This is a genomic window from Leclercia sp. UBA7405, assembly GCF_037152215.1.
Taxonomy (GTDB): Bacteria; Pseudomonadota; Gammaproteobacteria; order Enterobacterales; family Enterobacteriaceae; genus Enterobacter; species Enterobacter pneumoniae.
Map to the genome: position 1 here is coordinate 858,002 of NZ_JBBCMR010000001.1, position 22,672 is coordinate 880,673.

The following is a 22,672-nucleotide window of genomic DNA, read 5'->3' on the forward strand; positions in this document are numbered from 1 at the left end:
TTGAGATTTAAGCTGTGAACTGAAATTTTGCCATCAGCGGAGGAGACATGCTCGATAAACTCGACGCCGCGCTACGTTTTCAGCAGGAAGCGCTCAACTTACGCGCCCAGCGTCAGGAGATTCTGGCCGCCAATATCGCGAACGCTGATACCCCCGGGTTTCAGGCGCGCGATATTGATTTTTCCAGTGAACTTAAAAAAGTGATGGAGCGTGGACGGGCCGAAAACACCGGCGTTGCCCTTGCGCTGACATCTGCACGCCATATTCCCGCTCAGGTCGTTAACACCCCGACCACCGATTTACTTTACCGCGTTCCCGATCAGCCATCCCTCGACGGCAACACCGTAGATATGGACCGGGAGCGTACGCAGTTTGCCGATAACAGCCTCAAGTACCAGATGGGGCTGACCGTTCTCGGTGGACAAATTAAAGGCATGATGAATGTCCTGCAGGGAGGCAATTAATTTTGGCTTTACTGAATATTTTTGATATCGCCGGTTCCGCGTTGACCGCCCAGTCCCAGCGTCTGAACGTGGCTGCCAGTAACCTGGCAAACGCCGACAGCGTGACGGGCCCAGATGGTCAACCCTACCGTGCAAAACAGGTTGTTTTCCAGGTCAATGCTGCGCCAGGCGCAGCGACCGGTGGGGTAAAAGTCGCTGATGTGATCGAGAGCCAGGCGCCGGACAAACTGGTGTACGAGCCAGGCAATCCGCTGGCCGATGCCAATGGCTACGTCAAAATGCCAAACGTGGATGTCGTGGGTGAGATGGTGAACACCATGTCTGCCTCCCGCAGCTACCAGGCAAACGTTGAAGTACTCAATACCGTCAAGGGCATGATGCTCAAAACGCTTACTCTCGGTCAGTAAAGGAGACTCGCATGTCCATTGCAGTCAATATGAATGACACCACCAATGCTACCAGCGCAGCCAGCTCCAGCTCGTTGACGGGTAGCAAAGCGTCGGATCTGCAGAGCAGCTTCTTAACGCTACTGGTGGCGCAGTTGAAAAACCAGGACCCCACCAACCCGATGCAGAATAACGAACTGACTACGCAGCTTGCGCAGATCAGTACCGTTAGCGGCATCGAAAAACTGAACACCACCCTGGGCTCTATCTCCGGCCAGATCGACAACAGCCAGTCATTGCAGGCAAGCAGCCTGATTGGTCATGGCGTGATGATCCCGGGTAGCACCATCCTTGCCGGTACCAACACTACCGATGGTACCAGCAATACGTCGACAACGCCGTTTGGCGTTGAGCTGCAGCAGCCTGCCGACAAAGTGACAGCCACCATTACCGATAAGGCTGGCGCCGTCGTTCGCACCATTGATATTGGTGAACTGAAAGCGGGTGTTCACACCTTTACCTGGGATGGCACGCTGGCCGACGGCACGACCGCGCCGAACGGCTCTTATAACGTTGCCATTTCTGCCAGCAGCGGCACGACCCAGTTGGTGGCACAACCTCTGCAGTTTGCGCTGGTTCAGGGCGTCACGCGGGGTAGCGATGGCAACAAACTGGATTTGGGTACCTACGGTACCACCACGCTCGACCAAGTTCGGCAGATTATCTAAGCCTTAATACTTATCAGGAGTAAGTCATGGCCTTTTCTCAAGCGGTCAGCGGCCTGAATGCTGCGGCCACCAACCTCGATGTCATTGGTAACAACATTGCCAACTCCGCGACCTATGGTTTTAAATCCTCAACCGCCTCTTTTGCGGATATGTTTGCGGGTTCTAAAGCGGGTCTGGGCGTCAAAGTGGCCGGCATCACCCAGGATTTCACCGACGGCACCACGACCAACACCGGCCGTGGCCTGGATGTTGCCATTAGCCAGAACGGTTTCTTCCGTATGGTCGACAGCAACGGTTCCGTGTTCTATAGCCGTAATGGCCAATTCAGCCTGGATGAAAACCGTAATCTGGTGAACATGCAGGGTCTGCAGCTGACCGGTTATCCGGTCGCGGGTACGCCACCAACGGTGCAGACCGGTGCGAACCCACAGGCGATCACCATCCCGAATACGCTGATGTCGGCAAAACCAACTGATACTGCCACCCAGCAGATTAACCTGAACTCGACTGACAAAGTGCCGTCCGTCGCATTCGACGCTACGACCAATAGCCCGAACCCGGACAGCTATAACAAAAAAGGGACGGTGACGGTCTTCGACAGCCAGGGTAATGCCCACAACATGTATGTCTACTATGTGAAAGCAGCGGACAACAAATGGGATCTCTATACCCAGGACGGTAGCGTAAATGGTTCTACGCCGACCAAAGCGGCGCAGATGAGCTTTGACAGCAGCGGTAACCTGGAAGGCGTCTATAACTACGACGCAGCGGGCGTGCTGAGCGGGACTAAAAATGCGGAACCGTCAATCGCCATCACCACCGGCGCATTAAATGGTGCGACGCCAACCCCGTTCACGCTGAGTTTCCTCAACTCCATGCAGCAGAACACCGGTGCGAACAACATCGTGGCCACTAACCAGAACGGTTATAAGCCAGGCGATCTGGTCAGCTATCAGATCAACGATGACGGTACCGTTGTGGGTAACTACTCCAACGAACAGACCCAGGTTCTGGGCCAGATCGTGCTGGCGAACTTCGCCAATAACGAAGGTCTGCAGTCCGAAGGTAATAACGTCTGGTCTGCGACCCAGTCTTCTGGTGTGGCGCTGCTGGGTACCGCCGGTACCGGCAACTTCGGTTCACTGACCAACGGTGCGCTGGAAGCGTCGAACGTGGATCTGAGTAAAGAACTGGTGAATATGATCGTTGCGCAGCGTAACTACCAGTCGAACGCGCAGACAATCAAAACCCAGGACCAGATCCTTAACACGCTGGTTAACCTTCGCTAAGTGGCTGACGGGATAGCTTAATGGATCACGCAATATATACCGCGATGGGCGCTGCCAGTCAGACGCTCAATCAGCAGGCAGTGACCGCCAGTAACCTGGCTAACGCCTCGACACCCGGATTTCGCGCCCAGCTCAATGCGCTGCGTGCGGTGCCGGTAGAAGGCTTGTCCTTGCCAACGCGTACGCTGGTCACCGCCTCGACGCCGGGCGCAGATATGACCCCTGGCCAAATGGACTACACCTCGCGTCCGCTGGACGTGGCGCTGCAGCAGGATGGCTGGCTGGCGGTACAGACCGCAGACGGTACAGAAGGTTATACCCGTAACGGTAACATTCAGGTGAATGCGGCGGGACAACTGACGATTCAGGGGCGTCCGGTGATTGGCGAAGCAGGACCGATCGCCGTGCCGGAAGGCTCTGAGGTCACTATTGCCGCAGACGGTACCATCTCCGCGCTTAACCCGGGCGATCCGCCGAATACGGTGGCGCCGGTCGGCCGTCTGAAGCTGGTAAAGGCCGAGGGTAACGAAGTGCAGCGTGGCGACGACGGTATCTTCCGTCTGACGCAGGCGGCACAGGCAACCCGAGGCGCAGCCCTGCAGGCTGACCCAACCATTCGCGTTATGTCTGGCGTACTGGAGGGCAGTAACGTTAAACCGGTTGAAGCCATGACCGATATGATCGCCAGCGCACGTCGTTTCGAGATGCAGATGAAAGTTATCAGCAGCGTGAATGAGAACGCGGGCAAAGCTAACCAACTGTTGGCAATGACTTAACAGGACTTCCTATGATCAGTTCTTTATGGATCGCAAAAACTGGCCTGGATGCGCAGCAAACCAATATGGATGTGATCGCCAACAACCTGGCGAACGTAAGCACCAATGGTTTTAAGCGTCAACGCGCCGTTTTTGAAGATTTGCTTTATCAAACCATCCGCCAGCCAGGTGCGCAGTCGTCTGAACAGACAACGCTGCCGTCCGGTTTGCAGATTGGTACCGGCGTTCGTCCGGTAGCGACCGAGCGTCTGCATAGCCAGGGTAACCTGTCTCAGACCAACAACAGTAAAGATGTGGCCATCAAAGGGCAGGGTTTCTTCCAGGTACAGTTGCCAGATGGCACCTCCGCCTATACCCGTGATGGTTCGTTCCAGGTGGATCAGAACGGCCAGCTGGTCACCGCAGGCGGTTTCCAGGTACAGCCAGCGATCACCATTCCGGCCAACGCCCTCGGCATCACTATCGGGCGTGACGGGGTCGTGAGCGTGACCCAGCAGGGCCAGGCGGCACCTGTGCAGGTTGGCCAGCTCAACCTCACCACCTTTATGAACGACACCGGTCTGGAAAGCATCGGTGAGAACCTGTACATCGAAACCCAGTCTTCCGGCGCGCCGAACGAGAGCACGCCAGGTTTGAATGGCTCAGGTTTGCTTTATCAGGGGTACGTTGAGACCTCTAACGTTAACGTCGCGGAAGAGCTGGTGAATATGATCCAGGTTCAGCGTGCGTATGAAATTAACAGTAAAGCAGTGTCGACGACCGACCAGATGCTGCAGAAACTGACGCAACTCTAAGGTGTAGCCCGGTGCGGTAATCCCCGCACCGGCTCCCTGTTTTCGAAGATGAAGGCAATGCAAAAACACGCGGCGAATCGTTATCCTATAGTGACTCTGCTGGCCGTGACCCTGAGCGGTTGCGCCTGGATCCCGTCTAAACCTTTGGTGCAGGGTGCGACCACCGCCCAACCCGTTCCCGGCCCCGCGCCGGTCGTTAACGGCTCTATTTTCCAGACCGCGCAGCCTATTAACTACGGTTATCAGCCGCTGTTTGAAGATCGTCGTCCGCGTAACGTGGGTGACACACTCACCATCGTCCTGCAGGAAAACGTCAGTGCGAGCAAGAGCTCGTCGGCGAACGCCAGCCGCGATGGCAAAACGAATTTTGGCTTTGACACCGTGCCACGCTACCTGCAAGGGCTGTTTGGTAATGCACGTGCCGATGTCGAGACCTCTGGCGGCAACTCCTTTAATGGTAAGGGCGGCGCCAACGCCAGCAATACCTTTAGCGGCACCCTGACGGTGACCGTCGATCAGGTGCTGGTGAACGGTAATTTACATGTTGTGGGTGAAAAACAGATTGCCATCAATCAGGGCACTGAGTTCATTCGATTCTCCGGTGTGGTTAACCCTCGCACCATCAGCGGCACTAACACCGTACCGTCCACCCAGGTGGCGGATGCGCGCATTGAGTACGTCGGTAACGGCTACATCAACGAGGCGCAGAATATGGGTTGGCTGCAGCGTTTCTTCCTTAATTTATCGCCGATGTAAGCGAGGTGACCTATGTTTAAATCCCTCTTGGGTATCGCGTTGGTGCTGGTGGCAAGCTTTGCCCAGGCTGACCGTATCCGCGATCTCACCAGCGTACAGGGCGTACGACAAAACTCCTTGATAGGCTACGGCCTGGTCGTGGGGCTGGATGGTACCGGTGACCAGACGACGCAAACCCCGTTCACCACCCAGAGCCTGAACAACATGCTCTCGCAACTGGGGATCACTGTACCCACGGGCACCAACATGCAGCTGAAGAACGTGGCGGCCGTTATGGTTACCGCGAGCTTCCCCGCGTTTGCGCGTCAGGGGCAGACCATTGACGTGGTGGTCTCTTCCATGGGTAACGCCAAAAGTCTGCGCGGCGGTACGCTGTTAATGACCCCGCTGAAAGGGGTGGACAGCCAGGTCTACGCGCTGGCCCAGGGTAACATTCTGGTTGGCGGCGCAGGCGCCTCCGCGGGTGGCAGCAGCGTGCAGGTTAACCAGCTCAATGGCGGGCGCATCACTAACGGCGCCATCATTGAACGTGAGCTCCCGTCTCAGTTTGGTTCCGGTAATACCATCAATCTGCAGCTGAATAATGAAGATTTCACCATGGCGCAGCAGATTGCCGACACCATCAACCGCAGCCGTGGCTTTGGCAGTGCGACAGCGCTTGACGCGCGTACCGTGCAGATTCGCACCTCCAGCGGCGGCAGCAATCAGGTCCGGATGCTGGCCGATATCCAGAATATGGAAGTCAACGTACCGTTGCAGGATGCGAAAGTGATTATCAACTCCCGTACCGGCTCGGTGGTAATGAACCGCGAAGTGACCCTGGATAGTTGCGCCGTGGCGCAGGGGAACCTCTCGGTAACGGTTAACCGCCAGGCGAACGTCAGCCAGCCTGATACGCCATTCGGTGGCGGCCAGACGGTGGTGACGCCGCAGACGCAGATCGATCTGCGCCAGGAGGGGGGTTCACTGCAGAGCGTACGTTCCAGCGCCAATCTCAATAATGTGGTACGTGCGCTTAACGCGCTGGGCGCCACGCCGATGGAGCTGATGTCGATTCTCCAATCCATGCAGACCGCAGGCTGCCTGCGCGCGAAAGTGGAAATTATCTAATGCTCGGCGATAGCAAACTGATGGCAAGTGCGGCCTGGGATGCCCAGTCGCTCAACGAGCTGAAAACCAGTGCAGGTAAAGACCCGGCGGCTAATCTCCGCCCGGTTGCCCGCCAGGTTGAAGGGATGTTTGTGCAGATGATGTTGAAAAGCATGCGTGAAGCGCTACCGAAAGATGGCATCTTCAGCAGCGACTCAACCCGGCTGTACACCAGCATGTATGACCAACAGATTGCCCAGCAGATGACCTCCGGCAAGGGGCTTGGCCTTGCCGATATGATCGTCAAGCAGATGGAAGCCGCACAGGGAGTTAAGCCGGAAGATCAGCCTCAGCAGGTGCCGATGAAGTTCGACCTGCAAACGGTGACCAGTTATCAAAACCAGGCGCTAACCCAGATGGTGCGTAAGGCCGTGCCGAAAGCGCCGGAGAGCAACGATGAGCCGTTATCCGGCGACAGCAAAGACTTCCTGGCGCAGCTCTCTCTGCCCGCGCGCCTGGCGAGCGAGCAGAGCGGCGTGCCGCATCACCTGATTCTGGCCCAGGCGGCGCTGGAGTCGGGTTGGGGCCAGCGCCAGATCCGTCGGGAAAACGGCGAGCCGAGCTTTAACATCTTTGGTGTGAAAGCGTCTGGCAGCTGGAAAGGGCCGACGACCGAGATCACCACCACCGAGTTCGAAAACGGTGAGGCGAAAAAGGTTAAAGCCAGGTTCCGCGTTTACAGCTCCTATCTGGAGGCACTCTCAGATTACGTTGGCTTGCTCACCCGCAATCCGCGCTACGCTGCGGTGACCCAGGCGGCGACGGCGGAGCAGGGTGCACAGGCGCTTCAGAGCGCAGGGTATGCCACCGATCCGAACTACGCCCGCAAGCTCACCAGCATGATCCAGCAGCTAAAAGCAATGGGTGAAAAAGTCAGTAAAGCCTATAGCACAGATCTTGAAAATCTGTTCTGAAAGTTCTCAAGTCCTGATGGTGTCTGCCGATAATCATCATCAGGACTCGTGTCTGAAAGTGTAAAAGGAACCCCCATGTCCAGTTTGATTAACAGCGCCATGAGTGGCCTCGGTGCTGCACAGGCAGCGCTGAATACCGTCAGTAATAATATTTCAAGTTACAACGTGGCAGGGTATACCCGCCAGACTACAGTGCTGGGCGCATCGAACAGCACCCTCACAGGCGGTGGCTGGGTAGGAAACGGCGTTTATGTTTCTGGGGTACAGCGTGAATATGACGCGTTCATCACCAACCAGCTGCGTGCGGCGCAAACCGACAGCAGTGGGCTAACGACGCGCTATCAGCAGATGTCAAAAATTGATGACGTGCTCTCTGATACCACTAATTCTATCTCTACCACGCTGCAAGACTTCTTTAAAAGCCTGCAAACGCTGGTCAGTAACGCCGAAGATCCAGCGGCGCGTCAGACCGTACTGGGTAAAGCCGATGGCCTGGTAAACCAGTTCAAAGTGACCGACCAGTATCTGCGTGACCAGGAAAAACAGATCAACATCGCGCTCACCACCAGCGTTGATCAAATTAATGGTTATGCGAAACAGATTGCCAATCTCAACGATCAGATCTCCCGTCTGACCGGTGTGGGCGCGGGTGCTTCGCCAAACAACCTGCTTGACCAGCGTGACCAGCTGGTGAGTGAGTTAAACCAGATCGTTGGCGTTGAAGTCTCCGTCCAGGATAGCGGTACCTATAACATCTCTATTGGTAACGGATATACCCTGGTTCAGGGTAGCAATTCGAACCAGCTGGCAGCGGTATCATCCAGCGCCGATCCGTCCCGCGTGGCGGTCGCGTTTGTTGACGCAACCGGCACATCAGAGATCCAGGAAAAGCAGCTGAACTCCGGCTCTTTAGGCGGCCTGTTGACCTTCCGTTCGCAGGATCTGGATAAGGTGCGTAATAACCTGAACCAGATGGCGCTGGCGTTTGCCGATGCGATGAACAATCAGCAAAAGCAGGGTTTGGACGCGAATGGTGACACGGGCACAGAGCTCTTCTCCTTCGGGAAGCCTGCGGTCACCAGCAACGCCAAAAACACCGGGACGGCGATCGTCACGGCGACCTTTGATGACACCACCAAAGTTCAGGCAACGGATTATCAGCTGGAAAAAACGGCTTCCGGCTGGACCGTGACCCGCCTTGCGGACAAGACCAGCTTCGCCGTCACGCCGGACGCGAACGGCGATATGAACTTCGATGGCCTGACCGTCAACGTGAGCAATAATGCTGACGCCAACGTGAAAGACAGCTTCATCCTGAAACCGGTTCAGGATGTGATCGTCAACATGAACATGCTGGTCAAAGATGAGTCGAAGCTGGCGATGGCCTCAGCCACCGGCGGTGGCAAGAGCGACAACCGTAACGGCCAGGCTATGCTAGATCTGCAAAACAGTAAGCTGGTAGGCGGTAACAAGTCCTTTAACGATGCTTACGCCTCTCTGGTGAGCACCGTGGGCAGCTCAACGGCTTCCCTTAAGACCAGCAGCCAAACGAAAGCCAACGTGGTCACGCAGTTGAGCAATCAACAGCAGTCCATCTCTGGGGTTAACCTTGATGAAGAGTACGGAAACCTGCAACGTTACCAGCAGTACTATCTGGCTAACGCACAGGTACTGCAGACCGCCAGTACGCTCTTTGATGCGTTAATTAACATTCGCTAAGGACGAGGTAATCGATGCGTATTAGCACCCAGATGATGTACCAGCAGCAAATGCAGGGCATCACCAATTCCCAGAGCAAGTGGCTGAACTATGGCCAGCAGATGTCTACCGGTCAGCGCGTCAACCGCCCTTCCGACGACCCTATTGCAGCGTCTCAGGCGGTGGTGCTCTCTCAGGCGCAGTCTCAGAACAGTCAATATGAGCTGGCGCGTAGCTTTGCGACCACCAAAGTCTCGCTGGAAGAGAGCGTGTTGGGGCAGGTGACTACCGCCCTGCAGAGCGCGCAGGAAAAAATCGTTTACGCGGGCAACGGAACCCTGACCGACAACGACCGTGCCTCGCTGGCGACGGACCTGAAAGGGCTTCGCGATCAGCTGATGAACCTGGCGAACAGTACCGACGGCAACGGACGCTATATCTTTGCGGGCTACAACACCGAAGCTCCCGCGTTTGATGGCGCCACCGGGACCTATAATGGTGGCACAACCCCAATCAGCCAGCAGGTTGACGCCGCGCGTAACATGGAAGTGAGCCACATCGGCAGCGATGTCTTCGCCAAATTCACCAGTAACGCGGTGAAAGAGCCCGATGGCACCACCGGTGAAGCGAACCTGTTTAAGATTCTGGATACTGCCATCGCGGCGCTGAACGATCCTGTGGGCGATGACGCGACGAAGAGCGAGGCGTTGAAAGAGAGTATCGACGTGGCTAACCGTGGCCTGCGTAACTCACTGAATAACGTGCTGACCGTTCGCGCCGAACTGGGCACCCGCCTGAACGAACTGGACAAGCTGGATGCGCTGGGTGATGAACGCACGCTTGGGCAGACTCAGCAGATGAGCGACCTGGTGGATGTTGACTGGAACTCGGTTATCTCGTCCTACACCATGCAGCAGGCGGCACTTCAGGCTTCGTATAAAGCGTTCAGTGATATGCAGGGAATGTCTCTGTTTCAGCTGAATAGATAACATTTTTGACCTTTAGAGTATGGCTTGAAACTGGTCATACTTTGTCTGCCCAACCCGTCATCCCGGGTTGGGCTTTTTTTTATCCGTTTTGCGCAGCGGCGGTTGTCGATGCGGTGCGCCCGGTCAGGCGAATCACCAGTGCGATAGCGCCAGTAAGGGTAGCCAGGGCCACTACGGCTGGCCAGCCAGCAAGGGCATACACCTTAGTACCCAGCGCAGAGCCCAGCGCCATACCAATGAATACCACGGTAAAGAGGAGGGCATTCAGACGCCCGCGCGCCTGCGGCTCAAGGCTATAAACCAGGTTCTGGTGGGCCACCAGGCTGGATTGCAGACCCAGGTCAAACCCCACCGCCGATACGGCAATCAGAATCAGTTGACCATGAACGCCCAGCATAGGCATCAGGAACATCAGGGCAAAAGAGACGGTGACCAGTGCGGCGCCTAGCTGGGTGACTTTACCTGCGCCCAGCTTATCAGCCAGCCCACCGGCCAGCGGAGCCGCCAGCGCACCGGCTGCCCCGGCAATACCGAATCCTCCTGCCACCGCGCTGCCCAACTGATAGCGCTCCAGCAGCATCACCGCCAGCGTTGACCAGAAGGCGCTAAAGGCGATTGAGAGGAACCCTTGCGCCAGCGCGGCACGACGCAATGCGGGGTAGCGGCACCACAGGTGCGCCATCGAGCGCATTAATGCGGGGTAGCTAAGCGTGGAATGAATAGCGAAGCGGGGCAGAACAGCCCACATCACCACACCGATGAGGGCAATACTGGCCGCCGCCAGTTGATACATCACGCGCCAGCCAAAGGCTTCGCCAACGATGCCGCTAACGGTACGGGAGAGCAAAATCCCGAGCAGCAGACCGGTCATCACCGTACCAACGGTTTTCCCTTGTTTGCCCTCAGGGGCAAGAATGGCCGCCGCCGGAACGATATCCTGCGCCATGGTGGCTGCCATACCAATCAGCAGGCTAACAATCAGTAAGCTGTGCAGTTCCGTGACCAGACTACTGGCCAGCAAAACCAGCGCCAGGGCCGTGCTTTTCAGCAGAATCAGGGTTCGACGATCATGGCGATCGCCAAGCGGCAGCAGAAACAGAATGCCGATGGCATAGCCTGCCTGGGTCAGGGTAGGTACCAGCCCCATCCCTTCAATACTCAGGTGCAGGTCGCTGCCCATCAGCGGCAGCAAAGGCTGGGCGTAGTAAATCGAGGCGACGCTAAAGCCAGCGCCAATGGCGAGCAGTAAAATGACCCAGCGGCTAATGGCATGGGCAGGGAGGGTAGTGTTCATAGTGTGTACCTCAATCAGGATGTGAGGCTATTCTTTCGCACCCACGCTTGCGGTGGTAGCCAGCCTGGTGTTAAAACACCTATACGTTAAACGTATAACAGAGGGTGGGATGCAGCGTTCAGAGCGTATAGATAGGGTGGAGTTGATGCGAACCTTCGTCCGCATTGTTGAGGCAGGCTCGCTGTCTGCGGCGGCGAAACAACTTGAAACCACCCAGGCGACGGTCAGCCGCCGTTTGCAATCCCTGGAGTCACTGCTGGGTGTGCGTCTCATTTTACGCACCACGCATGCCATGAAACTGACCGATGACGGCGAACGCTGCTATCAGCACGCAGGTAGGGTGATAGACAGCTGGCTGGCGCTGGAAGATGAGATGGGCCATGCGGAAGATGAACCCGTCGGTGTGCTGCGTGTGCGGGCGCCGCACGCCTTCGGTCAGGAGCAGTTACTGGAGCCATTAACACAGTTTCTGAATCGCTACCCGCGGCTGACGGTCGAGTGGATGCTGAATGACCGTTCGGCAGATTTTATGAGTGAGAATATCGACTGCGCGATTCGGGTCGGGGCGGAGATCGATCCGGCAACGGTTTCAATCCTGCTGGCGGAGGTGCCGCGCTGCATTGTGGCCGCGCCGGAACTCCTGGCTCGCTTCGATCCTGTGCAGTCACCTCAGGCGCTTTCCGCATTGCCCTGGGTGGCATTGAACAGCTTTTATCGTCAACATATCGAGCTCTACACCGACGGAGAGACGCAACCGTTGCGTATCCCTATCTCTCCCCGTTTAAGCACTGACAGCCTGTACGTGACGCGTAAAAGCGCGCTGACCGGGCTGGGGGTAGCGGTGGTGTCGAGCTGGACGGTGGAGGAAGATATCCGGGCAGGGAGGCTGGTGCATCTTTTACCGGAATGGCAGCCTGCGGCACTACCCGTGCACCTGGTCTATCCGTGGTCGCGCTATAACCCTGCGCGCTTAAGACGTTTTCTGGAAATGATGCGTGAAGTGATGCCAGAAATAGCCGGTATGCGTAAGCCGCTGGCGCAAAAAAGGTAAAAAAAAGCCGACCCTAAAGTCGGCTTTTTTATTACGCGGCGCGTTTATTCAACAGACTGCGGACGCGTTGCAGGCGCAGTGGCCTGATGCGTTGCACTGTGGCCACCGGCAGAGCCTTTACCTTCGAAGTTGAAGGCTGGACGTACCCAGTCGCTATGGCGCGGTGCTTCTGCGACGTATTCCGGCGCAGGAGCGCGGGTCATAGGGGCAGTCGCATGGTGCAGTAAGGTGTCAGCTTTCGCGGCTGGCGCTGCGTTGACTTCTGGCGCTTTCTCTACAGAGACATCCGCCTTCGCTTCAGGCTCAGCTTTCACTTCCGGCTCTGCTTCAACCACAGACTCTGCTTCAACAACAGGCGCAATTTCCGGTTCAACGTCGGCCACGGCTGCGACAGCAGGGGCTTCCTGAGCAGGCGCTTCGGATGCTTCAGCCACAACAGGTTCTGCTGCTGCGACCTCTTCAATCACCTCTTTAGCGACCACGACATCTTCGTTGGCGATAATTTGCGGTTGTTCAGCAACAGGCGCGGCAATCACTTCCGGATGGGTTGTCTCCACCGGCGCAACCTGCGACTCAACAGCAATCACTGCAGCGGTATTCACCTCTTCCGGTGCAACAGTAGTGGCGTCGGTCACAACAGGTTCAACGGCATTGGTTTGCTCATCGATCTGCGCTTCTTGCTCCAGCGGGCGAGCAACCGGATAACGGATCCAGGCTTTACCGGACGCCATCTCTGGGGAGGCGCAGGCAATGGCCAGTGGCATCGGCGACTGCAGCGGGTAACGTTCGTCACGGTAACGACGACGACGCTGACCACTTACACGCAGATGACGCGGGGAACGACGTGAACGACGCGGCATACCGGCGTTATCACGCGCTTCGCCGTTGTCGTCCTGCTCCTGCACGTTTTCCACCACGGCTGGCAGATCCACTTTCGCCAGTTCGGTGCTCTGTGCCGGGGCAATAGGTGCCTCAACGGTTTCTACGGCTGCGGCTTCGTCTGCCTGAGACTGGATACGTACAGATTTGGTCAGCTGGCGCTGTTTACGGCGCGGCATCACCTGAACGCGTTCTTCCTGCTCGGTTTCCTGCTCTGGCTGCTCTTCGCGGTTCAGCACTTTAACTTCTTGCTGTGCCTGACGCTTCTCGTCATTACGACGACGGTTGCGCTCACGACGCGGCTGCTGCTGCTCGTCACGGTTACGGGTTTTTTCCGCTTCGGTGCCGGTAGACTGGCGAATTTCGCGCTCTTCCGCGTTCTGCTGCGATTTCTCGCGGCGATTACGACGGTTCTCCTCGCGGCCTTCACGCGCTTCGTTGTTGTCAGCACGGTTGTCGCGACGTTCATTGCGGTCGCCACGGTCGCCACGGTCATTACGATCGCGACGGTTGTTTTGACGTTTACGGCGCTCCTGAGAACGTTCATGCTTCTCTTCTTTTTTCTCGACTTTCGGCTGTTCAGGCTGTGGCTCTTCACCGGCAAACATCTTCTTCAGCGCACTGATGAAGCGGCTCAGCAGGCCTTGCTCAGCAGGGGCTGTGCTTGCTGCAACGGCCGGTTTCTTCGCCGCAGGTTTGGCGGTTGCCTCTTCCTGTGCAGGTGCCGGCGGTGCTTCAGGCATCACGAAAGCGGCCAGCGCAGGCTGCTCTGGCAGTTTACGTTCGGCGTACTCTTCCTCAGACGGCAGGGCCATCGCTTCTTCATGCAGCTTCGGCAGCATGTAGCTCAGGGTGGCCGTCTCTTCGCCTTTACGCACGCGCAGAACGGAGTAATGCGGCGTCTGCATCTGATCGTTTGGCACGATCACGCAACGTACGCCGCCCAGACGCGTTTCGATGGCGCTCACTGCGGCACGTTTTTCGTTCAGCAGATAAGACGCAATCGGCACCGGAACAATGGCGTGAACTTCTTTGGTGTTCTCTTTCAGCGCTTCTTCTTCAATCAGACGCAGAATGGAGAGGGACAGCGATTCGTTGTCACGCACGGTACCCGTACCGGAACAGCGTGGGCAAACGTGATGGCTGGACTCACCCAGAGACGGGCTAAGACGCTGACGAGACATCTCCAGCAGGCCAAAGCGCGAAATATGACTGATCTGGATACGCGCACGGTCCTGACGCACGGATTCGCGCAGTCGGTTCTCAACGGCGCGCTGGTGGCGAACAGGGGTCATATCGATAAAGTCGATAACGATCAGACCACCGAGGTCACGCAGACGCAGCTGACGTGCAATCTCATCTGCCGCTTCCAGGTTGGTGTTAAAGGCCGTCTCTTCGATATCGCCACCGCGGGTTGCACGCGCGGAGTTGATGTCGATTGCGGTCAGGGCTTCGGTAGTATCGATAACGATAGAACCGCCTGACGGCAGACGCACTTCACGCTGGAAGGCGGACTCAATCTGGGATTCAATCTGGTAGTGGCTAAACAGCGGGATTTCACCGGTGTACAGTTTAATTTTGCTGGTGAAATCCGGACGACCCAGCGCGGCGATATGCTGGCGAGCCAGCTCAAGCACTTTAGGGTTATCAATCAGAATCTCGCCGATGTCCTGACGCAGATAGTCGCGGAAAGCACGGACAATGACGTTACTTTCCTGGTGAATCAGGAATGGGGCAGGGCGGCTTTCTGCGGCTTTCTGAATCGCTTCCCAGTGTTTAAGGCGGAAGCTCAGGTCCCACTGCAACGCTTCGGCAGATTTGCCGACGCCCGCGGTGCGAACAATCAGGCCCATGCCGTCCGGCAGCTCAAGGCTTGCCAGTGCTTCTTTCAGCTCAGTGCGATCATCACCTTCGATGCGACGAGAGATGCCGCCAGCGCGTGGGTTGTTTGGCATCAGCACCAGATAGCTGCCTGCCAGGCTAATAAAGGTTGTTAGCGCAGCGCCTTTGTTACCCCGTTCTTCTTTATCGATCTGAACGATAACTTCCTGACCTTCACGCAGAACGTCTTTGATGTTCGGACGACCATGGGCGTTATAGCTGGACGGGAAATATTCGCGGGCAATTTCTTTGAGTGGGAGGAAACCGTGACGCTCAGCACCGTAGTCAACAAATGCAGCTTCAAGGCTGGGTTCAATGCGGGTGATTTTGCCTTTGTAAATGTTCGCTTTTTTCTGTTCGTGGCCTGGGCTTTCAATATCCAGATCGTACAGACGCTGCCCATCCACAAGGGCGACACGCAACTCTTCTTGCTGAGTTGCGTTGATTAACATTCTTTTCATCGTAACTTACTCATTATTCTTACATTGACGACTAAGCTGCGGGCAAGATGACGCTTTCCGGGGTATGAACCGATGGCCTCGTGTCTATTCACGTCGCCAACCTCACGGTTGTCGCTCGCTTAAGAGGCGCAAAGTGTCGGTTGCCTGTATTTCATACGGAAACACAGCGCAATTATCAGGGGAACAGCCTGGGTAAAACTCTCCAGAGAAGATTCCATTTACCGGTAAGTACTGCAACCCGCAGCCCGCTAACTGTCTGAAAGATCAATACGTCTTACGCCATTGCTGCGTGGATGATCGGTCAGACAAAATTGGTCATTCCGTCGTTATCCTTACTTAACCAGGATTTAACACGGAAAACAGCAACATTATTCCATTGCTTCCTGGGATATAGCAAGTTGACTTTTACCATTTATCACCCGGTTACTCACAGTTTTTTCACTTCTTCGAAAGGATCGGTTTAATAACCATCAAATCGATTGCGTAAAGCAAAGAGTAACCGGTCAAAGGTATATATAAGCATAGAAAAATGAGTGGCGCTAACCGCGACTGATAATTAGAATCGCCCACCATGAAAACAGAGACTCCATCAGTAAAAATCGTTGCCATCACCGAAGATGAAGCGGGGCAACGTATCGACAACTTTTTGCGCACCCAACTGAAGGGCGTGCCAAAGAGCATGATCTACCGCATCCTGCGTAAGGGTGAGGTGCGGGTAAATAAGAAGCGCATCAAACCTGAATACAAACTTGAAGCGGGAGATGAAGTCCGCATCCCGCCGGTCCGCGTCGCCGAGCGGGAAGAGCAGGCGGTCTCGCCGCATCTCAACAAAGTCGCGGCGCTAACGGATGTGATTTTATATGAAGACGATCATATCCTGGTGCTGAACAAGCCTTCAGGCACTGCCGTACATGGCGGCAGTGGGCTGAGCTTTGGCGTGATCGAAGGTTTACGCGCCCTGCGCCCGGAAGCGCGCTTCCTTGAACTGGTACACCGCCTCGATCGCGATACCTCTGGCATCTTGTTGGTGGCAAAGAAACGCTCCGCGCTGCGCTCCCTGCATGAACAGTTGCGTGAAAAAGGGATGCAGAAAGATTATCTCGCGCTGGTTCGCGGCCAGTGGCAATCTCACGTGAAAGTGGTTCAAGCGCCACTGCTGAAAAATATTCTGCAAAGCGGTGAGCGTATTGTGCGCGTGAGCCAGGAAGGTAAACCGTCTGAGACCCGTTTTAAGGTTGAAGAGCGTTACGCCTTTGCAACGCTGGTGCGTTGCAGCCCGGTGACGGGGCGTACTCACCAGATTCGCGTCCATACCCAGCACGCAGGCCACCCGATTGCCTTTGATGATCGCTATGGCGATCGCGAATTTGATAAGCAGTTGGCGGGTACCGGGCTTTCACGCCTGTTTCTGCACGCAGCGGCACTGAAGTTTACCCACCCTAATACGGGGGAGGTCATGCGCGTTGAAGCGCCGCTTGACGACCAGCTCAAACGTTGCCTCAAGGTATTGCGGGACGCGAGCTAAAAGAAGAAACCGGCCATTGGCCGGTTTTTTTACGCCATTAACGGGTTGTAATCTTCCCGACGAAGCATCTGGCAGAGCGCAATGAGCGGCAACCCGACCAGCGTATTGGGATCGCGCCCCTCCAGCCGATCGAACAGCGCAATCCCCAGCCCTTCGCTTTTGAAACTGCCTGCGCAGCTCAGCGGGCGCTCTTTGCGCACGTAGTCGTCGATCTCCTGCTCGCTAAGATGACGGAAGTGGACGTCAAAGGGTTCGCACTCTGTCTGTAGATGGCCCGTCGCGGTGTTATACAGCGCCAGCCCCGTATAAAAGGTGACGATGTTGCCGCGCGCTTTCATGAGCTGCTGGCGTGCTCTCTCTTCCGTGTGCGGTTTACCGGTAATCTCGCCATCCAGGACGCAAACCTGATCGGATCCTATAATCAGATGGTTAGGATAACGTGCGGCGAGGCACTGCGCTTTTTCCTGTGCCAGACGAAGAACGAGATGGCGGGGGGACTCACCCGGCTGCGGGGTCTCATCGATGTCCGGTGCGGCACATTCAAACGGTAGACCGAGTTTTTCAAGCAACGCGCGGCGCCAGGGAGATGTGGAGGCAAGAATGAGATTCGGCATATTTTTTTCACCAGATATAGCGTATCGATGCCAGCCATTTTAAACTACAGGCCGCAATGTGTGCGAATAATTGGCAAAAGGCAGCTCTGGTTGCCTTTTTCTTTGACTCTATGACGTTACAAAGTTAATATGCGCGCCCTATGCAAAAGGTAAAATTACCCCTGACTCTTGATCCGGTCCGTACGGCTCAAAAACGCCTCGATTACGAAGGAATCTATTCTTCCGATCAGGCAGAGCGTATTGCCGAATCCGTAGTCAGTGTGGACAGTGATGTAGAATGCTCCATGTCGTTCGCTATCGACAACCAGCGCCTTGCCGTTTTAACCGGTGATGCAAAGGTGACGGTAACGCTCGAATGTCAGCGTTGCGGGAAACCGTTTGTACAGCATGTTCACACAACGTATTGTTTTAGCCCGGTTCGTTCCGACGAACAGGCTGAAGCACTCCCGGAAGCGTATGAGCCGATTGAGGTTAACGAATTCGGTGAAATCGATCTTCTGGCGTTGGTTGAAGATGAAATCATCCTCACCTTGCCAGTCGTTCCGGTGCATGATTCTGAACACTGTGAAGTGTCCGAGGCGGACATGGTCTTTGGGGAACTGCCTGATGAAGCGCAAAAACCAAACCCATTTGCCGTATTAGCCAGCTTAAAGCGTAAGTAATTGAGGAGTAAGGTCCATGGCCGTACAACAGAATAAACCAACCCGTTCCAAACGTGGCATGCGTCGTTCCCATGACGCGCTGACTGCAGTTACCAGCCTGTCTGTAGACAAGACTTCTGGTGAGAAACACCTGCGTCACCACATCACTGCTGACGGTTTCTACCGTGGCCGCAAGGTAATCACTAAGTAATCACGCGCAAGCGTGATGAAGCTTAGTGAGGATTTCCCCGGGCAACTGGGGAAACACCAAACCAGGCTGTGACGATACCTTGACACGTCTAACCCTGGCGTTAGATGTCATGGGGGGAGATTTTGGCCCTTCCGTGACAGTGCCTGCAGCATTGCAGGCACTGAACTCTAATTCGCAACTCACACTTCTTTTAGTCGGTAATCCCGACACAATCACGCCATTACTTGCAAAAGCTGACTTTGAACAACGTTCACGTCTGCAGATTATTCCTGCGCAGTCAGTTATTGCCAGTGATGCCCGCCCGTCGCAGGCTATTCGTAATAGCCGGGGCAGTTCAATGCGAGTGGCGTTGGAGCTGGTAAAAGAAGGGCGAGCTGAGGCTTGCGTGAGCGCGGGAAATACCGGCGCGCTAATGGGGCTGGCCAAATTACTGCTCAAACCCATCGAGGGGATTGAGCGCCCGGCGTTGGTGACGGTTTTACCGCATCAACAGAAAGGCAAAACGGTGGTGCTTGATTTAGGTGCTAACGTCGATTGCGATGGCGTGATGCTGGCGCAATTCGCCGTGATGGGCTCGGTGCTGGCCGAAGAGGTGGTAGGCATCACCAATCCGCGCGTCGCCTTGCTGAATATCGGAGAAGAAGAGACCAAAGGTCTTGATAATATCCGCGAGGCCGCCGAGCGACTTAAAACTGTTCCGACCATCAACTATATTGGTTATCTCGAAGCCAACGAATTATTGACCGGAAAAACGGATGTACTGGTGTGTGACGGTTTTACTGGAAACGTCACGTTAAAAACCATGGAAGGGGTCGTCAGAATGTTTCTCTCGCTGCTGAAATCGCAGGGCGAGGGTAAAAAACGGTCCTGGTGGCTGATTTTATTAAAGCGTTGGTTACAAAAAAGCCTGACGCGGCGATTCAGTCACCTCAACCCCGACCAGTATAATGGCGCCTGTCTGTTAGGATTGCGCGGCATCGTGATTAAGAGTCATGGTGCTGCCAATCAGCGAGCCTTTACCGTCGCGATTGAACAGGCAGTGCAGGCGGTGCAGCGACAAGTTCCTCAGCGGATTGCCGCTCGCCTGGAATCTGTATTAGCAAAAAGTGACTGAGCGTACATGTATACGAAGATTTTAGGTACCGGCAGCTATCTGCCCAAACAAGTGCGAACCAACGCCGATCTGGAAAAAATGGTTGATACCTCTGACGAGTGGATTGTCACACGCACAGGTATCCGCGAGCGTCGTATCGCCGCGCCAGATGAAACCGTTTCTACCATGGGTTATGAAGCTGCTCTGCGTGCGCTCGACATGGCTGGCGTCGATAAAAACGACATTGGTCTGATTATCGTTGCAACGACGTCTGCGACCCATGCTTTCCCAAGTGCAGCCTGCCAGGTTCAGAACATGCTGGGCATTAAAGGTTGCCCGGCTTTTGACGTTGCGGCCGCCTGCGCGGGCTTTACCTACGCGTTGAGCATCGCCGATCAATACGTGAAATCTGGTGCAGTTAAAAATGCGCTGGTGATCGGTTCTGATGTTCTCGCACGCACTTGCGATCCTAACGATCGCGGCACGATTATTATCTTCGGCGACGGTGCCGGCGCGGTACTGCTTGGTCAGTCTGAAGAGCCGGGCATCATCTCTACTCACCTGCATGCCGATGGCAGCTACGGTGAGTTGTTAACGCTGCCGAACGCCAACCGCGTTAACCCGGACGACCCGATTTTCCTGACTATGGCCGGAAACGAAGTGTTCAAAGTCGCGGTAACCGAGCTGGCGCATATCGTTGATGAGACGCTGCAGGCCAATAACCTGGAGCGCACGGCGCTCGACTGGCTGGTGCCACATCAGGCTAACCTGCGCATTATCAGCGCCACGGCCAAAAAGTTAGGCATGTCGATGGATAACGTTGTGGTGACCCTTGATCGTCACGGCAACACCTCTGCGGCATCCGTACCTTGCGCGTTTGACGAAGCGGTACGCGATGGGCGAATTCAACGGGGTCAGCTGGTGCTGCTCGAAGCCTTCGGCGGCGGGTTCACCTGGGGCTCTGCACTGGTTCGTTTCTAAAAAGGATTAATAAAAATGACGCAATTTGCATTTGTGTTTCCGGGGCAGGGCTCTCAGGCCGTTGGCATGTTGTCTGATTTAGCAGCAAGCAACCCGGTTATTGAAGAGACTTTCCGTGAAGCTTCTGATGCCCTGGGGTATGATCTCTGGGCACTGACTCAGCAGGGTCCTGCTGAAGAGCTGAACAAGACCTGGCAGACGCAGCCTGCGTTACTGACCGCCTCCGTCGCGCTCTGGCGCCTGTGGCAGCAGCAGGGCGGGAAAGCCCCTGTCATGATGGCTGGCCATAGCCTTGGCGAATACTCCGCACTGGTCTGTGCCGGGGTGATCGGCTTTGCGGATGCGGTGCGTCTGGTTGAACTGCGTGGCAAATTCATGCAGGAAGCCGTGCCTGAAGGGACCGGCGGTATGTCGGCCATTATTGGTCTGGACGATGCGTCTATCGCCAAAGCCTGTGAAGAGTCAGCCGAAGGGCAGGTTGTATCGCCTGTTAACTTCAACTCCCCGGGCCAGGTCGTGATCGCAGGTCACAAAGAAGCAGTGGAACGTGCAGGTGCAGCCTGTAAAGCAGCAGGCGCGAAACGCGCACTTCCTCTGCCCGTCAGCGTACCTTCTCACTGTGCACTGATGAAACCCGCCGCAGATAAGCTGGCGCTGGAGCTGGAAAAAATCACCTTCAACGCACCGTCTGTTCCGGTGGTGAATAACGTTGACGTGCAGGCTGAAACCGCACCTGAAGCGATCCGCCAGGCGCTGGTACGTCAGCTGTACAGCCCGGTTCAGTGGACCAAAACCGTTGAATTTATGGCATCGCAGGGCGTTGAGCACCTGTATGAAGTTGGCCCGGGTAAAGTCCTCACCGGCCTGACTAAACGTATTGTTGATACCCTGACTGCCTCGGCCATTAATGAGCCGGAAGCAATGTCAGCGGCACTCTCGCAATAAAAGAGGAAAACCATGAGTTTTGAAGGAAAAATCGCACTGGTCACCGGCGCAAGCCGCGGTATCGGTCGCGCAATCGCTGAGACGCTCGTTGCCCGTGGCGCGAAAGTTATCGGCACTGCAACCAGCGAGAATGGCGCACAGGCCATCAGCGACTATCTGGGTGATAACGGGAAAGGTCTGGTACTGAATGTGACCGATCCTGCATCTATCGAATCTGTTCTGGGAAATATTCGCGCAGAGTTTGGCGAAGTCGATATTCTGGTAAATAATGCCGGTATCACTCGCGATAACCTGCTGATGCGAATGAAAGATGATGAGTGGGACGATATTCTCGAAACCAACCTGTCATCTGTATTCCGTCTGTCAAAAGCGGTAATGCGAGCTATGATGAAAAAGCGTCATGGCCGTATTATCACTATCGGTTCTGTGGTTGGTACCATGGGAAATGCTGGTCAGGCTAACTACGCTGCGGCGAAAGCAGGTCTGATCGGTTTCAGTAAGTCGCTGGCGCGCGAAGTTGCGTCCCGCGGTATTACTGTAAACGTTGTTGCTCCGGGCTTTATTGAAACGGACATGACGCGTGCGCTGACCGATGATCAGCGTGCGGGTACGCTGGCAGCTGTTCCTGCGGGTCGTCTTGGCGATCCTAAAGAAATTGCCAGCGCGGTTGCATTTTTAGCCTCTGACGAAGCGGGTTACATCACTGGTGAGACCCTCCACGTCAACGGCGGGATGTATATGGTTTAACCACGATCGAAAATATTTGCGTTATTGTAGGGATTGGCCTCAAAATAACGTAAAATCGTGGTAAGAACTGCCGGGATTTAGTTGCAAATTTTTCAACATTTTATACACTACGAAAACCATCGCGAAAGCGAGTTTTGATAGGAAATTTAAGAGTATGAGCACTATCGAAGAACGCGTTAAGAAAATTATCGGCGAACAGCTGGGCGTTAAGCAGGAAGAAGTTGTGAACTCCGCTTCCTTCGTTGAAGACCTGGGCGCAGATTCTCTTGACACCGTTGAGCTGGTAATGGCTCTGGAAGAAGAGTTTGATACTGAGATTCCGGACGAAGAAGCTGAGAAAATCACCACCGTTCAGGCTGCCATTGATTACATCAACGGTCACCAGGCGTAAGTGAACATCTCCAGG

At 55.4% G+C, this 22,672-nt stretch carries 23 protein-coding genes; 20 read left to right on the plus strand and 3 right to left on the minus strand.

The window, feature by feature from the left end; genetic code table 11:
• Positions 1–47 precede the first annotated feature (47 nt).
• The 11 genes from flgB to flgL all read left to right on the plus strand — a co-directional run bounded on the left by flgB (position 48) and on the right by flgL (position 9,943).
• Complete coding sequence (gene flgB, locus WFN75_RS04125; protein ID WP_046885708.1) at positions 48–464, plus strand: flagellar basal body rod protein FlgB; 417 nt, start codon at positions 48–50, stop codon at positions 462–464.
• A 2-nt stretch (positions 465–466) separates the two neighbouring features.
• A complete protein-coding gene (gene flgC, locus WFN75_RS04130) occupies positions 467–871 on the plus strand; it encodes a flagellar basal body rod protein FlgC (RefSeq protein ID WP_040076175.1) in 405 nt (134 codons plus the stop codon).
• A gap of 11 nt (positions 872–882) precedes the next feature.
• Positions 883–1,578: a flagellar hook assembly protein FlgD gene (gene flgD / locus WFN75_RS04135; protein WP_040076174.1), complete on the plus strand. Its 696-nt coding sequence runs from the start codon at positions 883–885 to the stop codon at positions 1,576–1,578.
• A gap of 26 nt (positions 1,579–1,604) precedes the next feature.
• Positions 1,605–2,867 (plus strand): flagellar hook protein FlgE, encoded by a 1,263-nt coding sequence (gene flgE / locus WFN75_RS04140; protein WP_263616318.1) that lies wholly within the window; start codon positions 1,605–1,607, stop codon positions 2,865–2,867.
• Positions 2,868–2,887: 20 nt separating this feature from the next.
• Positions 2,888–3,643 carry a flagellar basal body rod protein FlgF gene (locus WFN75_RS04145; protein ID WP_046885706.1) on the plus strand — a complete coding sequence of 252 codons (756 nt, stop codon included), beginning with the start codon at positions 2,888–2,890 and terminating at the stop codon, positions 3,641–3,643.
• An 11-nt stretch (positions 3,644–3,654) separates the two neighbouring features.
• Positions 3,655–4,437 carry a flagellar basal-body rod protein FlgG gene (gene flgG, locus WFN75_RS04150; protein WP_040076171.1) on the plus strand — a complete coding sequence of 261 codons (783 nt, stop codon included), beginning with the start codon at positions 3,655–3,657 and terminating at the stop codon, positions 4,435–4,437.
• Between the two features lie 57 nt (positions 4,438–4,494).
• Complete coding sequence (gene flgH, locus WFN75_RS04155; RefSeq protein ID WP_040076170.1) at positions 4,495–5,193, plus strand: flagellar basal body L-ring protein FlgH; 699 nt, start codon at positions 4,495–4,497, stop codon at positions 5,191–5,193.
• Between the two features lie 12 nt (positions 5,194–5,205).
• Positions 5,206–6,303 (plus strand): flagellar basal body P-ring protein FlgI, encoded by a 1,098-nt coding sequence (locus WFN75_RS04160; RefSeq protein WP_040076169.1) that lies wholly within the window; start codon positions 5,206–5,208, stop codon positions 6,301–6,303.
• A complete protein-coding gene (flgJ, locus tag WFN75_RS04165) occupies positions 6,303–7,256 on the plus strand; it encodes a flagellar assembly peptidoglycan hydrolase FlgJ (protein WP_040076168.1) in 954 nt (317 codons plus the stop codon). The genes WFN75_RS04160 and flgJ overlap by 1 nt, the downstream gene beginning before the upstream one ends.
• Before the next feature lie 75 nt (positions 7,257–7,331).
• Complete coding sequence (gene flgK, locus WFN75_RS04170; RefSeq protein WP_046885705.1) at positions 7,332–8,975, plus strand: flagellar hook-associated protein FlgK; 1,644 nt, start codon at positions 7,332–7,334, stop codon at positions 8,973–8,975.
• 14 nt (positions 8,976–8,989) lie between these two features.
• Complete coding sequence (flgL, locus tag WFN75_RS04175) at positions 8,990–9,943, plus strand: flagellar hook-associated protein FlgL (protein ID WP_212478648.1); 954 nt, start codon at positions 8,990–8,992, stop codon at positions 9,941–9,943.
• Between the two features lie 79 nt (positions 9,944–10,022).
• Here flgL and WFN75_RS04180 read toward each other — a convergent pair whose 3' ends face one another.
• Entirely contained in the window at positions 10,023–11,237 is a 1,215-nt protein-coding gene (locus WFN75_RS04180; RefSeq protein WP_212478647.1) for an MFS transporter, read from the minus strand.
• A 109-nt stretch (positions 11,238–11,346) separates the two neighbouring features.
• Here WFN75_RS04180 and WFN75_RS04185 point away from each other — a divergent pair, with 109 nt between their 5' ends.
• Positions 11,347–12,288 carry a LysR family transcriptional regulator gene (locus WFN75_RS04185; RefSeq protein WP_336995652.1) on the plus strand — a complete coding sequence of 314 codons (942 nt, stop codon included), beginning with the start codon at positions 11,347–11,349 and terminating at the stop codon, positions 12,286–12,288.
• A gap of 44 nt (positions 12,289–12,332) precedes the next feature.
• On the opposite strand, the gene rne is transcribed toward WFN75_RS04185, so the two are convergent.
• Positions 12,333–15,509 (minus strand): ribonuclease E, encoded by a 3,177-nt coding sequence (gene rne / locus WFN75_RS04190; RefSeq protein ID WP_336995653.1) that lies wholly within the window; start codon positions 15,507–15,509, stop codon positions 12,333–12,335.
• 571 nt (positions 15,510–16,080) lie between these two features.
• Here rne and rluC point away from each other — a divergent pair.
• Positions 16,081–17,034 (plus strand): 23S rRNA pseudouridine(955/2504/2580) synthase RluC, encoded by a 954-nt coding sequence (gene rluC / locus WFN75_RS04195; RefSeq protein WP_040076159.1) that lies wholly within the window; start codon positions 16,081–16,083, stop codon positions 17,032–17,034.
• A 29-nt stretch (positions 17,035–17,063) separates the two neighbouring features.
• Here the strand turns inward: rluC and WFN75_RS04200 are convergent, their stop codons facing one another.
• Positions 17,064–17,648, minus strand: coding sequence for a Maf family protein (locus WFN75_RS04200; protein ID WP_212478644.1), 585 nt, complete (start codon positions 17,646–17,648; stop codon positions 17,064–17,066).
• A 140-nt stretch (positions 17,649–17,788) separates the two neighbouring features.
• Between WFN75_RS04200 and yceD the strand changes: the two genes are divergently transcribed.
• From yceD to acpP, 7 genes are all read left to right on the plus strand, one after another.
• Entirely contained in the window at positions 17,789–18,310 is a 522-nt protein-coding gene (yceD, locus tag WFN75_RS04205; protein ID WP_006174678.1) for a 23S rRNA accumulation protein YceD, read from the plus strand.
• A 16-nt stretch (positions 18,311–18,326) separates the two neighbouring features.
• On the plus strand, positions 18,327–18,500 hold the full coding sequence (rpmF, locus tag WFN75_RS04210; RefSeq protein WP_003857964.1) for a 50S ribosomal protein L32: 174 nt from the start codon (positions 18,327–18,329) through the stop codon (positions 18,498–18,500).
• A 79-nt stretch (positions 18,501–18,579) separates the two neighbouring features.
• Positions 18,580–19,614: a phosphate acyltransferase PlsX gene (gene plsX, locus WFN75_RS04215; protein ID WP_154298858.1), complete on the plus strand. Its 1,035-nt coding sequence runs from the start codon at positions 18,580–18,582 to the stop codon at positions 19,612–19,614.
• A gap of 6 nt (positions 19,615–19,620) precedes the next feature.
• Positions 19,621–20,574 carry a beta-ketoacyl-ACP synthase III gene (locus WFN75_RS04220; RefSeq protein WP_046885700.1) on the plus strand — a complete coding sequence of 318 codons (954 nt, stop codon included), beginning with the start codon at positions 19,621–19,623 and terminating at the stop codon, positions 20,572–20,574.
• A 15-nt stretch (positions 20,575–20,589) separates the two neighbouring features.
• A complete protein-coding gene (gene fabD, locus WFN75_RS04225; protein ID WP_207293473.1) occupies positions 20,590–21,519 on the plus strand; it encodes an ACP S-malonyltransferase in 930 nt (309 codons plus the stop codon).
• Between the two features lie 12 nt (positions 21,520–21,531).
• Complete coding sequence (gene fabG, locus WFN75_RS04230; RefSeq protein WP_040076152.1) at positions 21,532–22,266, plus strand: 3-oxoacyl-ACP reductase FabG; 735 nt, start codon at positions 21,532–21,534, stop codon at positions 22,264–22,266.
• A 154-nt stretch (positions 22,267–22,420) separates the two neighbouring features.
• Positions 22,421–22,657: an acyl carrier protein gene (acpP, locus tag WFN75_RS04235; protein ID WP_003857954.1), complete on the plus strand. Its 237-nt coding sequence runs from the start codon at positions 22,421–22,423 to the stop codon at positions 22,655–22,657.
• The last annotated feature ends 15 nt before the right edge of the window (positions 22,658–22,672 follow it).